Origin of the sequence: Haladaptatus sp. CMAA 1909, assembly GCF_043952005.1 — an archaeon.
GTDB lineage: Archaea > Halobacteriota > Halobacteria > Halobacteriales > Haladaptataceae > Haladaptatus.
Genome location: NZ_JBIOAV010000001.1, coordinates 2943482 through 2959068, shown reverse-complemented (window position 1 = coordinate 2959068; position 15587 = coordinate 2943482). Strand labels below are relative to the sequence as shown.

The following is a 15587-nucleotide window of genomic DNA, read 5'->3' as shown; positions in this document are numbered from 1 at the left end:
CCAACGAGTCGGTACCGTTTAAGACGTTCAGACGAATGTATCTGTATGGTCGAAATTTTGCTCCTCGTCGGACTGGCGGTTGCAGCATTTGTTGGTTTCAATATCGGCGGTTCTTCGACCGGTGTCGCGTTCGGCCCCGCGGTGGGAAGTAAAACCGTCTCGAAGGGCGGTGCGGCCGGGTTGATGACGGCCTTCGCGCTCCTCGGCGGCTGGACGGTCGGTCGGAACGTCATCAAGACGATGGGCGGGGAGATCGTCCCCAGTTCGCAGTTCACGCTCGCCGCCAGCGTCGGCGTCCTCTTCTTCGTCGGGTTGGCACTCCTCATCTCGAACCTCTTCGGCGTGCCCGCGTCCACCTCGATGACCGCCGTCGGGGCGATCGCGGGACTGGGCGCAGCGACCGGAACGCTCGACGAAGGCGTCATGTTCGAAATCGTTTCCGCGTGGCTTCTCGCACCCATCACCGCGTTCTGGATTTGTGCCGTCGTCGGACGCTACCTCTACCCGTATCTTGACGTGTGGTTCCACCTCGAACAGTCGAAGGGACCGCTGTTCGAATTTAATCGCGTCGGCTCGGTACCGTATCCGACCGTCTCCGCGAACGCGACGGCGAAGGAAGTCACGGTGACGTTCCTCGTCGTCGGAATCGGCTGTTACATGGCCTTCTCCGCGGGTGCGAGCAACGTCGCGAACGCGGTGGCGCCCCTCGTCGGGAGCGGCGATATCAGCGGGAGTCAAGGCGTTCTGTTGGCGGGAGGGGCGATCGCGGTCGGTGCGTTCACCATCGCTCGTCGGACGCTCGATACCGTCGGGAACGACCTGACCGACTTGCCGCTACTGGCGGCACTCATCGTCGAAGTCGTCAGCGCGAGCCTCATCACGTTCCTCTCCCTGCTCGGTATCCCCGCCAGTCTCGCGGTGAGCGCGACGATGTGCATCGTCGGACTCGGATGGGGGCGGGCGACCCGGACTGTTCGAATCTCCGATGCGGCCGCGGCCGCCGTTCGCGGCGACGATGGGGAAAAGCGCTCGGAGATGGCGGTCAACGTCCTCCCCGAGGAGCAAGAGGAGGTGGCGAAAATCGGCGAGGAGGAACCCAAGACGCTCAAAGCGCGGGACCTGTTCGACCCCTCGACCACGGGTCGCGTCATCGTTCTCTGGATTCTGACACCCTCGATCTCCGCCCTTGCGTCGTATCTCCTCTTCGCGTTCGTCCCACTTTCTCCAGCCTGATTGCGTGGAGTTCGGGAAATCGGTCGAATCATTACTGATTTATCACTACGGACGGACGAAACAACAACTACTAACCATCCTGCGGACGAACCCTCGATTGATGCCTACCGTAGAATACCTCAATTACGAAGTGCTGGACGACCAGGGCTGGGATATTAACGACGACGACCTGTTCGAGAAGGCCGAAGACGCCGGTTTCGACAGCGAAGATTACGGCTCGCTCGACGTCAACGAAGGCGAGTACATCCTCGAAGCCGCCGAGGCACAGGGCTACGACTGGCCCTTCTCGTGCCGTGCCGGTGCCTGTGCGAACTGCGCAGCCATCGTCAAGGAAGGCGAAATCGACATGGACATGCAGCAGATTCTCAGCGACGAGGAAGTGGACGACAAGAACGTCCGACTCACCTGCATCGGTAGCGCGGCGACGGACGAGGTCAAAATAGTCTACAACGCCAAGCACCTCGACTACCTGCAGAACCGCGTCATATAAACCGAATCGGGGGGACTTTTTCGGGGGTTTCGACACGTCGAGGAGCGAAGCGTTCCCGGAGTGTTCCCGTAGCCGAAAACTCAGAGGCTTCGTTCGAACTCGTACTCCATCGGTCCAGCCAGCGCGAGCGGTTCATCCCCGGTTTCGCGGAAATCGTGGCGATACAGCGGGCGGAACTCCCCGAAATCCGTCTGCGTGTAGAACTCGAAGCACGGAAACCCGTCGTGTCGTCCGTGGACGCACACCGCTCCGTCGCGCCAAACGGCGACTTCGAGGTGGAAGTCCACGGGGTCCGCGTGCGGCGATAGCGGGTTGCTCGCGCTCGCGTGCATGTCGAATTCGACGTACTCGTCGTGCCAGAGCGGTTCGGTACAGGTGATTCCGTCGGTCGAAGCTTTCCCGCTGCGGAGTTCTCGGGTCCCGTCCGAGTGTGTGATTCGTTCGACCGACGTGCCGGTGTCGGCGTACGAGCGGAGGCTTTCGTCGGTAAAATCGACGACGGCTTCCTGTTCGACGCGACTGCGACCCGTGTTGACCGCGTGGGGCGTAAAGCCTCGGTCGTCACCCCTGTATTCGAGCGTTTCGTCGCCGTCGCTCGGACGTGAAAGCCACGTCGAGGGGATGAACGTGGCCGCACGTATCTTCACGAGGGCGACTTCCTGTGCGCTCATCGCCGGTTCGAACACATCGGATGAAAATAAAATTGATGGGAAACGTCCAAATTCTATCACGTATATCGCAACAGCTAAAACATCTCACCGAGGCCTACCGTTTGGTGCACACTTCGATTCCCGATCTCCTCCGACTACTCGCCCTGCCCGTGTTTGGATGGGCCGCGTGGCGTGACGTGAAGACTCGGCGAGTACCCAACGAGACGTGGTATCCGCTGACCGCACTGGCCATCGTGTTGCTGGTGTGGGACGGCGTGACCGCGATGGGGGCACCGCCGCTTCAACGCAAGTTGTTCCTCTTTCACGTCGCTGTGAGTCTCGGGTTCGTCGCGCCGCTTGTCGTCGCCTTCTGGTGGTTCCGGGCGTTCGGCGGCGCGGATGCGAAGGCGTTTCTCGTCATCGCCCTCCTGTTCCCGATCTATCCGACGTACCACTTGGGTGATGTGATGTTTCCCGCGCAGGGAACGGTTTTAGGTGTGTTTTCGCTGACCGTCCTGACCAACACCGTGCTGCTCGGAGCGCTTTACCCCGCGGCACTACTGGTGCGGAATCTCATCGACGGTCGGATTTCGTCGGTGATGTTCGTCGGGCGAGTCGTGGACTGGAAGGAAGTGGCGACGGCACACGGCCGACTGCTCGAAACGCCCGACCGGGTGACGCGCAACGGGGTGGATTTGGACGCGCTTCGAATGTACCTGAGGTGGCGTGGCACGACGATGGCCGAGGTTCGGGAACGGGCCAACGAGCTGCGCGACCCGGCAAGTCTGCCCGCGACGCCGAACCCGCCGACGGACGGAATGGTCACGGACGGCGGAACGGTCGTCGAACGGAAACCGGGTGCCGAGGTGGCGGGCTACGAGGACCCGTGGGGTGCCGCCGAGTTCCTCGATAGTATCGACCACGGGGCCTACGGGACGACGCCGACGCAACTCCGCGAGGGATTGGAGGTGCTGGCGACGAAGAACGAAGTGTGGGTGTCGCCCGGAATTCCGTTCATCGTCCCGATGTTCCTCGGGATGGTCATCGCGGTCGGCTACGGCGACCTGCTCTCGGGAGTGCTCGCCGCGCTCGGACTGGCGACCATCTGATTTTCGCCCGCGTTCACAGCCTTTCCCGAACCAACCGAGTGAGTCGCGGTCGGATACCGACCTCCCGGCGAGTGATGATGACCGTGGTGTCAGCACGCCGTCCGACCGCCTGTGGGACCGACCCGACGAGTTGCCGCCGCAACATACCCTGCCGAGTCGAACCGAGGACGGTGATGTCGTGTTCCGACGCTCGTTCGACGACGGTCTCGGTGACGGACCCGCTTCGAACCTCACGTTCGGCTGGAACGGGTGCGACTCGGGCCGCGATGCTGGCGAGCAAGCGGTCGGACGGAGGGTCGTCTTCCCCGACACGGAGGAGGTTGATTTCCGCATCGTTCTGGAGCGCGATTGCACGGGCGACGTCCGCCGCGAGTTCGGCGTGCGGTCCCTCGGCGACCGGCACGAGAATGGAGCCCACGGCGTCGGCCGGGCCGATTTTTTCTACGAGGACGTCGCACGGCGCGCGGGCCACGATGCGGTCGATATTGCTCCCGAGGACGATTTCGCTCGGCCGTTCGCGCGCTTGCCAACCCACGACGAGCGCGTCGCAGTCGAACTCCACGACGGCGTCAGTGAGGGCGCGGGCGACGTCGTGGGAGACGAGCAACTGGCCGCTCACGGGAACCGCCCCCTGTGCGGTTTCGACCACCCGGTCGAGGATTTCCTGATGTTCCCCGCCGAACTCGCGGATGATGACCTCGTCGGTGTACAGTGCGAACGGCGACTGTCGCTCGGTCACGAGAACCCGCAGGACGAGGACGTCGCCGTCCCGTTCGCGTGCGACATCGACCGCGGTTCGGGTCAACTGCGCGGCGTTCGCGGGGTCGGCCACCGCGACGGCGATACGATATTCACTCGTTCCCCCCATTTTCGAGAGATACGGGTGCCGTCAGCAAAAGCGTTAGCTCTCCGTGAGGTTGTTGTCCTGTCAGCAGTCGATGACTAAGAATCGTCTCACGCGGAGGCCGTCGAGAAGGGTACCGTTTCGGGTGGAGATAGGATGCCCTCCGCAGGCGTCGCTGAACGCAACGAACTACGCTAGCTTCGAGAAATCGGTATCGACGTTGCCGTCGCGGTCCAAATCGACGACGGCGTCGAACAGACCGAGGAAGCGTTCTATCTGTACCTCGTCGTGGACGCCCTTCGAGAGGTGGAACAGTCCGACCGCATCGTGTTCTTCGAGGAGGTCGAGAACTTCCTCGACCGTCCGGTAAACTCGCTGTTCGTCGGCGTAGTAGGCCATCTCGGTGATGGAGTCGAAACTGATGCGGCGCTTGCCCTCGGTCGTGCTCAGGAACTTCTCGGTGACGGAAAGGATGCCTTCGAGGTCGTCGGGAGCGGAGACGTAGTGAACGTCGTTCGTGCTTCGTCGGGAGTAGCCGCGTTCGATGCTCAGCGTGTCGAGGATGTCGGCTTTTCCCTCGTCAACGTCGTAGTGGTCGAGTTTCTGTTTTACCTCGCGGGCCGTGGTTCGCGTCGAAATGACGAGGAAGCGGTCGGTGTCAATCTTCAGAAAGTCGGTGTCGATTCGGTCGGTTTCTCCGGTGCTCGGGTGTAAAAGGAGGACGCCGGTGCCGCCCGGTATCGAGTTCGGCGTGCCCTCTATATCGAGTTGGTAATCCATATCATCCGGTAACTAGCGGAAGCGACTTAAAATATGCGGGAACGCGGGTCAGAACACCGAGTCGGCGGTCGCCGCGCCGACGACGCTGAAAACCGACCCGACGCTGACGGCCTTCGCCGTCGTGAATAGCACCTGCGTCGACGTGTGGCCGTCGAACAGACCGTCGTGAAGGAACGTCTCGGGCGCGGCGAACACCACGGCGAGGATGGCGACCGACCCGAACGAGACCAGCATGAGCGAGATGAAGCGCGTCGGGACCCCGGCCACGTCCGCCTCGCGGTCGGGGTTGCGGTCGTGGTCCGCCTTGTAGAGCGCGCCGTATCCGATTCCGAAGACGAGACAGACCGTCGCGAGCACGTGAACCGCGGACATCGTTCCCGCGACCGTCCAGACCTCCTCCGTGACGACGAACGGGCCAGCGAGGAGGAACCCGCCGAGGATCTGTTGGGCCGTATCGGCGACGGCGAATCGTTTTCTCGAACCGACCATGTCCACCGAAAGGGAGTCGAGAAATAAAGCCCTGTGCGTTCCGAACGCGTTTTGTCGGGGACGGTCGTTTCCTCGTGCATGAGCGTTCGCGAGGAGTTCGACGATTGGGCGGCGGACGGCCGCGACAAGGGAATGGAAGACCGACACTGGCACACGGCAAAACACGTCCTCGCCCGGATACCGGTGGAAGCGGGCGACACGGTACTCGATTTGGGATGCGGAAGCGGGTATGCCGGACGGGCACTGCGCGATACGAAGAACGCGGGACGCGTGTACGGACTCGACGGGTCGCCCGAAATGGCACGAAACGCGCAAGGATACACCGACGATTCGAGCGTCTCGTATCTCGTCGGCGATTTCGACCACCTGCCGTTCGCGGACGACAGCGTCGACCACGTGTTCACGATGGAGGCGTTTTACTACGCGAACGACCCGCACGAGACGCTTCGGGAGGTCCGGCGGATTCTCCGACCCGGCGGCACGTTCTTCTGTGCGGTGAACTACTACGAGGAGAACGTCCATTCCCACGCGTGGCAGGACTCGATTTCCGTCGAGATGACGCGCTGGAGCGGCGAGGAATACCGTGCGGCGTTTCGCGAGGCGGGGTTGTACGTCGCAGAACAGGACAACGTTCCCGACAGGGAAATCGGGATTCCCGATGAAAGGGAGTTTCCGACCGAAAGCTGGGAGACGCGCGAGGCGATGGTCGAACGATACCGCGAGTTCGGCACGCTATTGACCGTCGGGGTCGCGCCGTAACCCCTTCGTTTCGGGTGGAGCAGGACGACAAACTGTCGGTTTCGAGGGAGACAGTCGATGAGACCCAGCCGGGCAATAGCACGCGCTACCGGAGGATTTAACCAAACAGCAGGGCGTTTTGTAGGTGACATGGTGAAAGTAAGCGTAGTCGGCGCGGCAGGCACTGTCGGGGCCGCCGCAGGCTACAACATCGCACTGCGTGATGTCGCGGACGAACTCGTTCTCGTTGACATACCGGACATGGAAGACAAGACCGTCGGGCAGGCCGCGGACGTGAACCACGGGGCCGCCTACGACTCCAACACGGTCGTTCGACAGGGGACCTACGAGGACACCGCCGGGTCCGACGTCGTCGTCATCACCGCCGGAATCCCGCGTCAACCGGGACAGACGCGTATCGACCTCGCGGGCGACAACGCGCCCATCATGGAGGACATCGGCTCCTCCATCGCCGAGCACAACGACGATGACTTCGTCACCATCACGACGTCGAACCCCGTGGACCTCCTCAACCGCCACCTGTACGAGACGGGTGACCGAGCGCGGGAGAAAGTCATCGGCTTCGGTGGCCGTCTCGATAGCGCGCGATTCCGCTACGTCCTGAGCCAGCGCTTCGACGCGCCGGTCCAGAACGTCGAAGCGACCATCATGGGCGAACACGGCGACGCGCAGGTTCCCGTCTTCTCCAAGGTTCGCATCGACGGCGCGGATCCCGAGTTCTCGGACGACGAGAAGGAGGAAATCCTCGGCGAACTCAAAGAGAGCGCGATGAACGTCATCGAGAAGAAGGGCGCGACCCAGTGGGGTCCGGCGACGGGCGTCGGCCACATGGTCGAAGCCGTCATCCGCGACACGGGCGAAGTGCTCCCCGGTTCCATCAAACTCGAAGGCGAGTACGGACACGAAGGCGTCGCGCTCGGCGTCCCCATCAAACTCGGCGCGAACGGCGTCGAGGAAGTCGTCGAGTGGAACCTCACCGAGTTCGAGCGCGAACAGCTCGGCGAAGCGGCGGACAAACTCGCGGAGCAGTACGAGAAGATAGAGTAAGCGCGTTCACGAGCGATTTCGAGTTTATCCTTTTTTCGAGTCGATGTTCGTGGTGAGCCACGGCCATCCTCGACGTGCCGTTTCGTCCCGAACGCCGGACTACCTTACCGTCCTTTCGCCAACCGCATGCCGATTTTGTCGGGCAATCCGGCTTCCCGAACCGCCTCCTGTACCGCCTCGACGTCGTACTCGACGCGGCGTTCCTCGACGCGCAACTTGTCGAGGTCCAGAATCGCGTAGGCGGCACGCGGGTCGCCGTCACGCGGTTGGCCGACGCTACCGGGGTTCATCACGACGCCGTCGTCGTACGTTTCGTGGTGTTGAACGTGCGTGTGACCCATGACGAGGACTTCCTCGTCGCCGAGCATGTCGGCGTCGAACTCATCGGGGTAGGTGTAGTGGTCGGGGTCGTCGGGATGGCCGTGAACGATTCTGATCCGCCGGTCGCAGGCGCGGCGCGAGTCGGGGCGGTGAGAAAGCCAGTCCATCTGGAGGTCGTTCAGTTCGTCGCGGGCGTATTTGACGCCCGCTTTGGCCATGCCGTTGAACCGAAACGCGGTTCCTGTGACGACCGCCCGGTCGTGGTTTCCCATCACGCCCGCCGAAACGCGGTCGCGGAGGGTGTCGACACACTCGCCCGGCCACGGGTTGTAGCCGACGACGTCGCCCGCACAGAGGAGTGCCTCGACGGGCGGCATGTCGTCGAGAACGGCATCCAACGCGACGCGATTCGAGTGAACGTCCGAAATGATACCGACCTTCATGTCGGTCGATACGTTCGGCGGATCCTTAGTTCCCGTTCTCAACCGCGAGGGAGAAACCGCCGTTTTCGTCGGTTCGCGCGACGCCGACCCCGCAGACGGGGTGTTCGAAATCGAGTTCGTAGGCCTCCGTCGCCGCGGTTTCGGCCGCAGCGGCGTCGAAGTCGAAGGTTTCCGGCGTGTCCTTCTCGTAGGTCGCCACGAGCGTCGGTTCCGTGATCTCTTTCACCAACAAAGCGTCCCGACGGACGATACCGATGTACGACTCCTCGCCGACGGTACCGGCGATTCGCGGCGTGTCGTAGTCGTCCTTCTCGTAATCGAGCGCGAGGAGGCTTTCGGCGAGGGCGTCGCGCGCCGGGTAGCCGAGTTCGATCTTCTCGGCGATGGGGTCCACCTGCGACCCGTTGCCGATGACCGCCGTCCCGCCGACGACGCGGGCGCAGTTGTACGCGATGTAGGGGTTGTCAGTCTCCGGTGCGTCCTCGGTGGGGCCGACGGTCACGGTATCGCCGTGAACCACCGCTTTTCGGTCCGGGAACGACCGCGAGGAGACTCGATAGGCACCGACTTCGGGACCAACGACGATGAAACGTCCGATGTACATACACGAACATGCGTAAGTAGGACGGAAATAGGTGCTGGTTTGTGCATGCACACGTGATGAGAGTCGGTATCACACGCGGAGCAAACGCGCAACGCTTACAAGTGAGGGGGAAATACGATATCTTGCAGTTCGAGTCCCATGGGGTAGTGGCCAATCCTGTTGCCTTCTGGGGGCAACGACCGCGGTTCGAATCCGTGTGGGACTATCAGAAATTTTCTCGCGTCGTCTCGATGGTTCGGGTGTCGATACCCATCCCCTATATGTTTCTGACATATATTTGTTTATTTATATGGAGAGGAGAGATATGAAGCTCATGAATAGTTTGGATTGTTTTTCGTATTCAAACCAATTCTCTTCACTACCCGTCCCGTTATAGAAATAAATCGCAATAATTGTCAGTATGAATTTATATATGAACATTACATTCCATGGATATGTAAGGGATGTGGAATAGTCATCGTAAAGTACTGTATTTTAGATTGTCAAAAGAAGACATCCGAGAAACTGTAATAAACGTCGGCCTCGTCCTGATCGCATTCATCGTCGCTGGCACACTGGCCGCGTTGGCATCCCTCCTACTCGTCGCCTTCATGACGACGGGGAAGACCGATACACCGTCGCTCGTTGTTGGATGGCTGGGAGGAATCGGTCTCGCGATGGGCACTCCACTGCTCACCCACCGAATGATGCTCAAAGTAGTACAGTTCGTCGAAGAAAACGACCGACCGTGGCTTCGTGCGGTGGCACTGACCGCGAAATGGGTGAATCCGACCGCCGAACCGACCGGCGACTGAGATACGTGATCGCAACGATTCGCACGGATACTCCGCAACGGACGGTCGTAGTGAGATGGTACATCGCTGAACGATGTCGCTCGAAGAGCAACGACCGCGTATTTCACTCGTTCGTCGGGTTCGTTTGTTCGTCTTTCTCCGGATTTGCCGCGGCGGAGTTCGCGGTTGCGCGTCGGTTCGCCGCTTCGATTCGGTCGACGAGTTCGTCGACGGAATCGGTTTTCACCGAGAATCGAGTCTGTGAGTTCTGTGATCTGACTTCCACCCGATCCCCGCTTACGGTCACGTAGTTGTTCCCGTGTACCGCCGAATTGAAGTCGGAACACGCGATATCTATCGAATATCGAAGGTAGAGCAACACGTCCGGAACGGAAATCGTGTCGGAATCGATCATCGCAGCCAATCGACCGAACGTGTCGTCGCGTGATTCCGTTCGACCGAGAACATCGGAGTCAATTTTGATCGTCGAACTGGCAGATATATCACGACAATCGCTACTGCATGTGATTTTTCCGTTCGCGTCGATTCGAGCGAGCGACCGGGAGAGAACACGGCAACAGACGGTACAGTGGGCGTGAATCGTCGCCTCATCCCGTTCGGTATCGGTATCGAATCCGGCGGCTTCGATGGCGTTTTGCCACGAGCCGAAATGGTTGTAATACGTCATCCCGGAAAACGGGCCCTGTTCTTCCATTTCCTGTCGTTGGGGAACGCGGCCGAGGGTCCTCGCCAGCCGTCGTAACTCGATGATTAGCTCCCGATCCTCGATCCCGTCCCGTCGGGAATGCCGCGTTTCCAATCCCGCCGCATCGAGTGCGGCGTTCCAAGTGCCGTATCTATCGAGATATGTTTTCGGACTGTGAGTCCCTCGTTTCCACATCTCTTCCGCGGTGGGTGAACGCTCTAGTTTCGTAGCGAGGTGACGTAATTCGTCCAGAAGCGTCCGTTCGTCGATTTTGGCACTCTCACCCCGTTTGAGACGGTTCGGGTTCAATCCGGCATCGGTGAGAGCGTTTACCCAAGAGCCGAATCGGCGCCGATAGGTAGCGGCGCTATACTCGCCGAACTCGTCCATTTCGGTCGATGTCGGTGGTCGTCCGAGGACACCCGCCATTCGTTCGAGTTCATCACACATTTCCCGGGTCGAAAACCGTCGGTATGAGGACTTGTCGAACGTCTCCGAAAGCTCCGCTCTCTCTATCGCTTCGTTCCACGAACCGAATCGACGTCGGTACGTCGACGGAGAAAAACGGCCCCGCTCGGCCATCTCGGTGGAGGTCGGGATTCGGTCGAGTGATTCCGATAATTCCGAGAGGGCACGAAGCAACTCGTCTTCGGAAATTTTTATACCCCGTGTTTTCGGGGTCAGTTCAGCCTCTTCCACCGCTGCCTGCCACGAACCGAACCGTTCGAGATACGTCGATGGAGAGTGAGCACCGTGCTCTCGCATGTCCGCCTTCGTCGGTGTCCGATGTACCGAATCCGCAAGCGTCCGAAGATCCGAGAGAAGTTCGGCGCTCGAATACTCGATTTGATCGACGGAGTTAGGCGTGAGACCGGCGAGGATGATCGCGTCGTTCCAGGTGCCGAATCGCGACTGGTACGTGCTGGGTGAGTACGCGCCGTGTATTTCCATGGCTCGTATACTCGGGGTTTCGTCGAGTTGCTCTGCGACTCGTTGAAGCTCCGTGATAAGTTCATCCTCCCCGATTCGATTTACGGACGGAGAAACGGACTGGTGGACGTTCTTTTCAGAATTCCTTTCCACCATACATGTCAGTACATTCGTAGTAATATATGAATGTTTGTGTATAAACAATATTTCCATCGGTTAATACGGTACGATGATTTATATTTTAATATTATTACGTCTGTTGTATTATAATGACAAATATTTATGGGAGGTCGTACTGACATCCTACCCGCAGATGTCGGCACGAAGTTGGCATCTGTCATCCCGGGCTGGTATCCCGATATCACTACCTTCAGCCGGAGTGTTGCCGTTTCAGCGTCCTACCGGCGGGTCACCAATACGGGCACACATCGATGCGACTGTCTTCCGAATTGGTCAGGATGAGTCATGTTGAATGGCGGTTCAGCGAACCGAATCGATAGCCCCCCGGACGTCCCATGACGGAATGACCGTTCCTGCTGGAATCCCGATACGACGACTCGAGTTCGACTCCGTGCGGGGATTATTTCTCTCCGGAACATCGTCCACAGCGGTGGTCGTCTAAATCCGAAGGGTGGACTGCTCTCTCTCATTCTCGCCACGGCACGTTCTAATCGGCCTCGACAAGTTCCCATTTCCGACCGCACTGGCCGAGGATAATCGGGGTTGAGAGGAAGGAAAGTTCGATAGTCGAACCTTTCGATTTCGAACGGATGGTCGTGGCGATGACGCTTCGTCTCCGTCGATAACGGTCCAAATCGACGGGATAACCGCTCGACGACGGGTGGTTATGGAGAGACTATGCGGGGCAATCCTCGTTTCTGGAAGAGGACGATACTACACGTTTATGTCCAATTCCGCCGACAGGAGAAGAGACCGTGTCGGGCGAAGCGGGCTACTTGGAACGCCCAGGGCACGCGAAGGAATACGAAATGACGATGGACGTATCAGACGACGGTGATGCGAACGTCGCGACGGGCGGAGTATCCCCCGAGAGCGAAGCCAAAAGCATCAGGAACGAGGCGAAGGGTGAAGAAACGAATCCCGTTCTCAGTATCATCCTGCCGACGAAGAACGAGGAGGAAGGTATTGAGGAGAGCATCACGAAGGCGAAGGCGGCCATCGACTCAGTCGGACTCCCGGGCGAGATAATCGTCAGCGACAGTTCGACCGACCGAACGCCACAGATAGCCCGCGAGATGGGTGTGACCGTTATCAGTCCCGACAAGCCGGGGTACGGCTACGCGTATCGATACGCCTTCGATCGCGCTCGCGGTGACTACATCGTCATCGGTGACGCGGACAACACGTACGATTTTCTGGAGTTGCCGAAACTGCTCGTGCCCGTCAGGGACGGAGACGCGGATATCGTCTTCGGAAGTCGGCTTTCGGGAACGATAGAGGAGGGTGCGATGCCGTGGCTGCACCAGCACATCGGCAATCCTGTGTTGACGGCGTTCGTGAACGTCTTCTACGGTGCGGGGATTTCCGACGCGCACAGCGGCTTTCGCGTCATCTCGCGCGACGCGCTCGATAAACTCGATCTGCAAACGGACGGGATGGAGTTCGCCACGGAGATGGTCGTCGATGCGGGGTCGAAGGAGTTGAATCTCGAGGACGTGCCGATAACCTACCACCGTCGTACGGGAGAGGCGACCCTGAACACCTTCGAGGACGGGTGGCGGCACGTCAAATTCATGTTGCTGTACGCACCCGGCTACCTGCTGTCCATTCCGGCGCTCCTCATCGCGCTGTTCGGGATGTACATCGTCGGACTTGCGATGTTCGATACGCGATTCATCGGGAGCCTCTTCGGCTCTCGTATCGACCTCTTCTTCGGCGTCCAGATGCTGTTGGTCGGGAGCGTGATGACGCTCGCCGGGACACAAATCGGAACGCTCGGGCTCTTCCTCGCCTCGATAACGGTTGGGGACAGGTATCCGAAGGACACGGCGACCCAATGGATGAGCGAACGGTTGGACCCGGATTATGGCATCTACTTGGGTGTCGTCCTCACGCTCGTCGGTGGCACGTCGCTCCTCGGCGCGGTTATCTCCCGGAACGTCGGCGACCCGAACAGCCTCTCCATCAGCGTCACACAAATCGTCTGGCTGTTGGTCACCATCATCGGCATTCAGATGCTCGCGACCGGGTTCTACGCCCGGACGCTGCTGGCGAGGGAAGGGGTGATCGAGACGTGAGTTCGACCGCGAACGAGAATGGCCTGAAAATCGCCTACATCTACGACGCCGTCTACCCGTGGGTGAAGGGCGGCGCACAGAAGCGGGTGTGGGAAATCGCGCGCCGGATGGCCGACGACCACGACGTCCACCTCTACGGAATGCGGTACTGGGACGGACCGTCGACCATCGAGCGGGACGGGGTGACGTTGCACGGCGTCTGTGAACCCACGGAACTGTACGCCGGGGAACGGCGCTCGATTCCGGAGGCGCTGTACTTCACCGAGCGTCTGACTGCTCCCCTCCTCCGCGAATCGTTCGACGTCATCGACTGTCAGTCGTTTCCATACTTTCCCTGTTTCTCGGCGAAAGCGCACCAACTCCTTCGTCGGTCCGCGTTCGTCGTGACGTGGTACGAGGTGTGGGACGACTACTGGTACGACTATCTGGGCCGCAAGGGAGTGTTCGGCAAAGCCGTCGAACGGGCGACGGTTCGGCTTCCGCCGACGATAATCGCCATCTCGGAGTTCGTTCGAGGGAACTTGACGAACATCGGGCGGAAACGGGGAGTCGACGTGGTGCCGAACGGCATCGACTTCTACGGTATCGACGCCGTCGAACCCGTCGGTAACGACTGGGACGTCATTTACGTCGGGCGGTTGTCGAGCCACAAGAACGTCGACCTGTTGCTTGATGCGATCCTCGACGCGGAGGCCCGAATCGGGCGGCCGCTCGACTGCGGCATCATCGGAGACGGTCCGGAACGGGAGTCGCTACGGGCCTACGCTCGAGAGTTGGGACTCTCGGACAGCGTCACGTTTCTCGGGTCCGTCGAATCCGACGAGGAGGTCATCGGGAACTTCAAGGACGCCGAACTGTTCGTCCTCCCGTCCACGCGGGAGGGGTTCCCGAACACGATTCTGGAGGCCAACGCGTGCGGCGTCCCGTCAGTGGTCATCGATCACGAGGACAACGGGGGAACGGCGGTGGTGGAAGATGGAGTGACGGGGAGCATCGTGGAGTTCGACGCCGACGCGCTCGGGGCGGAAATCGCTTCGCTCCTCGCGAACGAGACGACGGGTCGGCGAATGAGCGAAAACGCGTACGAGTTCGCGCGGCGTCACGACTGGAATCGGATCGTCGCGGAAATGGAGACCGTGTATGACAGAGCAATCGCCAAACAGTAAGGGTGGAATCGGGGACGAAAACAGCGTCTTGGTGACGGGGGGTGCGGGATTCATCGGGTCGCACGTCAGTCAACGGCTGCTCGACGATGGGTGGGACGTTCACGTCGTGGACAATTGCTTTGCAGGGCGGGAAGAACTCGTTCCGGACGAAGTGACGTTCTACGACGCGGACATCCGCTCCGCGGAGTTTCGCCGTCTCGTGCAGAGTATCGCGCCGCGGCGAATCGTTCACCTCGCAGCGCTTCACTACATCCCGTACTGCAACGAACACCCGGAAGAGGCGTTCGACGTGAACGTGATGGGGTCGCGAAACGTCTACGAGGCCGCCAGAACGCTCGACGACCTCGAAACTGTCGTCTTCGCGTCTTCGGCCGCGGTGTACCCGCCGGGCGACGCGCCGAATCGGGAGGGAGACGAGGTCGCACCGGTCGACATCTACGGGCAGACGAAGCTCATCGGCGAGGACCTCTTGCAGCTGTTCGCGGCAGTCACGGACGTATCGTGTGCCGCCGCTCGGTTGTTCAACGTCTTCGGGGACGACGAGACGAACCCGCACCTCATCCCGGCCATCTTCGACCAACTTCGGGAGGGGGACCGAACGCTGACGCTCGGGAACCTCACGCCGAAGCGCGACTTCGTCCACGTCAGCGACGTCGCTGACGCGCTCGTCGCGCTCGCCGACGGCTTCGACGGGTCGTATCGCGCGTTCAACGTCGGAACGGGAACCGAATGTTCGGTGCGGGAGGTCGTCGGCTACATCGGAGGCCTCGTCGGCGAGGACATCGAAATCACGCAGACGGAGCGACGAACGCGGAAGACGGACCGCCAGCATCTCTGTGCCAACGTCGACCGAATTCGAACCGAAATCGGGTGGGAGCCTCGGTATTCGTTCGTGGACGGACTCGACGACCTGTTGCGGCGGGAACCGCTCCCGTCCGAACCGTCCGGTGCGGCGGGCACCGAAACGACCGAGAGCGAGCGGTAA

Annotated in this window: 16 protein-coding genes and 1 tRNA gene; 10 read left to right on the top strand and 7 right to left on the bottom strand. The window is 60.5% G+C overall.

Features of this window, described 5'->3' with window-relative positions:
* The first annotated feature begins 45 nt into the window (after positions 1–45).
* Positions 46–1233, top strand: a complete 1188-nt coding sequence (locus ACGYLY_RS15935; protein ID WP_395283975.1) for an anion permease — start codon at positions 46–48, stop codon at positions 1231–1233.
* 100 nt (positions 1234–1333) lie between these two features.
* Positions 1334–1723: a ferredoxin Fer gene (fer, locus tag ACGYLY_RS15930; protein ID WP_231186187.1), complete on the top strand. Its 390-nt coding sequence runs from the start codon at positions 1334–1336 to the stop codon at positions 1721–1723.
* A gap of 80 nt (positions 1724–1803) precedes the next feature.
* On the opposite strand, the gene ACGYLY_RS15925 is transcribed toward fer, so the two are convergent.
* Positions 1804–2394, bottom strand: coding sequence for a DUF3238 domain-containing protein (locus tag ACGYLY_RS15925; RefSeq protein ID WP_395283976.1), 591 nt, complete (start codon positions 2392–2394; stop codon positions 1804–1806).
* Between the two features lie 104 nt (positions 2395–2498).
* On the opposite strand from ACGYLY_RS15925, the gene ACGYLY_RS15920 reads away from it, so the two are divergent.
* Complete coding sequence (locus tag ACGYLY_RS15920; protein WP_395283977.1) at positions 2499–3482, top strand: A24 family peptidase C-terminal domain-containing protein; 984 nt, start codon at positions 2499–2501, stop codon at positions 3480–3482.
* A 13-nt stretch (positions 3483–3495) separates the two neighbouring features.
* Here the strand turns inward: ACGYLY_RS15920 and ACGYLY_RS15915 are convergent, their stop codons facing one another.
* The 3 genes from ACGYLY_RS15915 to ACGYLY_RS15905 all read right to left on the bottom strand — a co-directional run bounded on the left by ACGYLY_RS15915 (position 3496) and on the right by ACGYLY_RS15905 (position 5595).
* Complete coding sequence (locus tag ACGYLY_RS15915) at positions 3496–4350, bottom strand: universal stress protein (RefSeq protein WP_395283978.1); 855 nt, start codon at positions 4348–4350, stop codon at positions 3496–3498.
* Between the two features lie 165 nt (positions 4351–4515).
* On the bottom strand, positions 4516–5106 hold the full coding sequence (locus ACGYLY_RS15910; protein ID WP_395283979.1) for a hypothetical protein: 591 nt from the start codon (positions 5104–5106) through the stop codon (positions 4516–4518).
* A gap of 48 nt (positions 5107–5154) precedes the next feature.
* Entirely contained in the window at positions 5155–5595 is a 441-nt protein-coding gene (locus ACGYLY_RS15905) for a DUF2391 family protein (protein ID WP_395283980.1), read from the bottom strand.
* Between the two features lie 78 nt (positions 5596–5673).
* Between ACGYLY_RS15905 and ACGYLY_RS15900 the strand changes: the two genes are divergently transcribed.
* Both ACGYLY_RS15900 and mdh read left to right on the top strand, forming a co-directional pair.
* Positions 5674–6354 (top strand): class I SAM-dependent methyltransferase, encoded by a 681-nt coding sequence (locus tag ACGYLY_RS15900; RefSeq protein WP_395283981.1) that lies wholly within the window; start codon positions 5674–5676, stop codon positions 6352–6354.
* Positions 6355–6483: 129 nt separating this feature from the next.
* Positions 6484–7401: a malate dehydrogenase gene (mdh, locus tag ACGYLY_RS15895; RefSeq protein WP_395283982.1), complete on the top strand. Its 918-nt coding sequence runs from the start codon at positions 6484–6486 to the stop codon at positions 7399–7401.
* Between the two features lie 104 nt (positions 7402–7505).
* On the opposite strand, the gene ACGYLY_RS15890 is transcribed toward mdh, so the two are convergent.
* Positions 7506–8165 carry a metallophosphoesterase family protein gene (locus ACGYLY_RS15890; RefSeq protein ID WP_395283983.1) on the bottom strand — a complete coding sequence of 220 codons (660 nt, stop codon included), beginning with the start codon at positions 8163–8165 and terminating at the stop codon, positions 7506–7508.
* A 25-nt stretch (positions 8166–8190) separates the two neighbouring features.
* Positions 8191–8769, bottom strand: a complete 579-nt coding sequence (locus ACGYLY_RS15885; RefSeq protein WP_395283984.1) for an IMP cyclohydrolase — start codon at positions 8767–8769, stop codon at positions 8191–8193.
* 132 nt (positions 8770–8901) lie between these two features.
* Between ACGYLY_RS15885 and ACGYLY_RS15880 the strand changes: the two genes are divergently transcribed.
* Both ACGYLY_RS15880 and ACGYLY_RS15875 read left to right on the top strand, forming a co-directional pair.
* Positions 8902–8974: transfer RNA gene (locus ACGYLY_RS15880), tRNA-Gln, on the top strand.
* A gap of 274 nt (positions 8975–9248) precedes the next feature.
* Positions 9249–9563: a hypothetical protein gene (locus tag ACGYLY_RS15875; RefSeq protein ID WP_395283985.1), complete on the top strand. Its 315-nt coding sequence runs from the start codon at positions 9249–9251 to the stop codon at positions 9561–9563.
* A 103-nt stretch (positions 9564–9666) separates the two neighbouring features.
* Here the strand turns inward: ACGYLY_RS15875 and ACGYLY_RS15870 are convergent, their stop codons facing one another.
* A complete protein-coding gene (locus ACGYLY_RS15870) occupies positions 9667–11334 on the bottom strand; it encodes a homing endonuclease associated repeat-containing protein (RefSeq protein ID WP_395291249.1) in 1668 nt (555 codons plus the stop codon).
* Positions 11335–12113: 779 nt separating this feature from the next.
* Between ACGYLY_RS15870 and ACGYLY_RS15865 the strand changes: the two genes are divergently transcribed.
* From ACGYLY_RS15865 to ACGYLY_RS15855, 3 genes are read left to right on the top strand one after another with little or no spacing between them, the layout of a single operon-like run.
* Positions 12114–13436 (top strand): glycosyltransferase family 2 protein, encoded by a 1323-nt coding sequence (locus ACGYLY_RS15865; protein WP_395283987.1) that lies wholly within the window; start codon positions 12114–12116, stop codon positions 13434–13436.
* Complete coding sequence (locus tag ACGYLY_RS15860; protein WP_395283988.1) at positions 13433–14602, top strand: glycosyltransferase family 4 protein; 1170 nt, start codon at positions 13433–13435, stop codon at positions 14600–14602. The genes ACGYLY_RS15865 and ACGYLY_RS15860 overlap by 4 nt, the downstream gene beginning before the upstream one ends.
* Positions 14577–15587, top strand: a complete 1011-nt coding sequence (locus ACGYLY_RS15855; RefSeq protein WP_395283989.1) for an NAD-dependent epimerase/dehydratase family protein — start codon at positions 14577–14579, stop codon at positions 15585–15587. Before ACGYLY_RS15860 ends, ACGYLY_RS15855 begins: the two co-directional genes overlap by 26 nt.

Excerpts from the sequence above, each read along its gene's own strand:
- ACGYLY_RS15905 (WP_395283980.1), bottom strand. The coding sequence starts at position 5,595 with ATGGTCGGTTCGAGAAAACGATTCGCCGTCGCCGATACGGCCCAACAG.
- ACGYLY_RS15935 (WP_395283975.1), top strand. The coding sequence starts at position 46 with ATGGTCGAAATTTTGCTCCTCGTCGGACTGGCGGTTGCAGCATTTGTT.
- ACGYLY_RS15910 (WP_395283979.1), bottom strand. The coding sequence starts at position 5,106 with ATGGATTACCAACTCGATATAGAGGGCACGCCGAACTCGATACCGGGC.
- ACGYLY_RS15855 (WP_395283989.1), top strand. The coding sequence starts at position 14,577 with ATGACAGAGCAATCGCCAAACAGTAAGGGTGGAATCGGGGACGAAAAC.
- ACGYLY_RS15925 (WP_395283976.1), bottom strand. The coding sequence starts at position 2,394 with ATGAGCGCACAGGAAGTCGCCCTCGTGAAGATACGTGCGGCCACGTTC.
- fer (WP_231186187.1), top strand. The coding sequence starts at position 1,334 with ATGCCTACCGTAGAATACCTCAATTACGAAGTGCTGGACGACCAGGGC.
- mdh (WP_395283982.1), top strand. The coding sequence starts at position 6,484 with ATGGTGAAAGTAAGCGTAGTCGGCGCGGCAGGCACTGTCGGGGCCGCC.
- ACGYLY_RS15870 (WP_395291249.1), bottom strand. The coding sequence starts at position 11,334 with ATGGTGGAAAGGAATTCTGAAAAGAACGTCCACCAGTCCGTTTCTCCG.
- ACGYLY_RS15915 (WP_395283978.1), bottom strand. The coding sequence starts at position 4,350 with ATGGGGGGAACGAGTGAATATCGTATCGCCGTCGCGGTGGCCGACCCC.
- ACGYLY_RS15900 (WP_395283981.1), top strand. The coding sequence starts at position 5,674 with ATGAGCGTTCGCGAGGAGTTCGACGATTGGGCGGCGGACGGCCGCGAC.
- ACGYLY_RS15890 (WP_395283983.1), bottom strand. The coding sequence starts at position 8,165 with ATGAAGGTCGGTATCATTTCGGACGTTCACTCGAATCGCGTCGCGTTG.
- ACGYLY_RS15885 (WP_395283984.1), bottom strand. The coding sequence starts at position 8,769 with ATGTACATCGGACGTTTCATCGTCGTTGGTCCCGAAGTCGGTGCCTAT.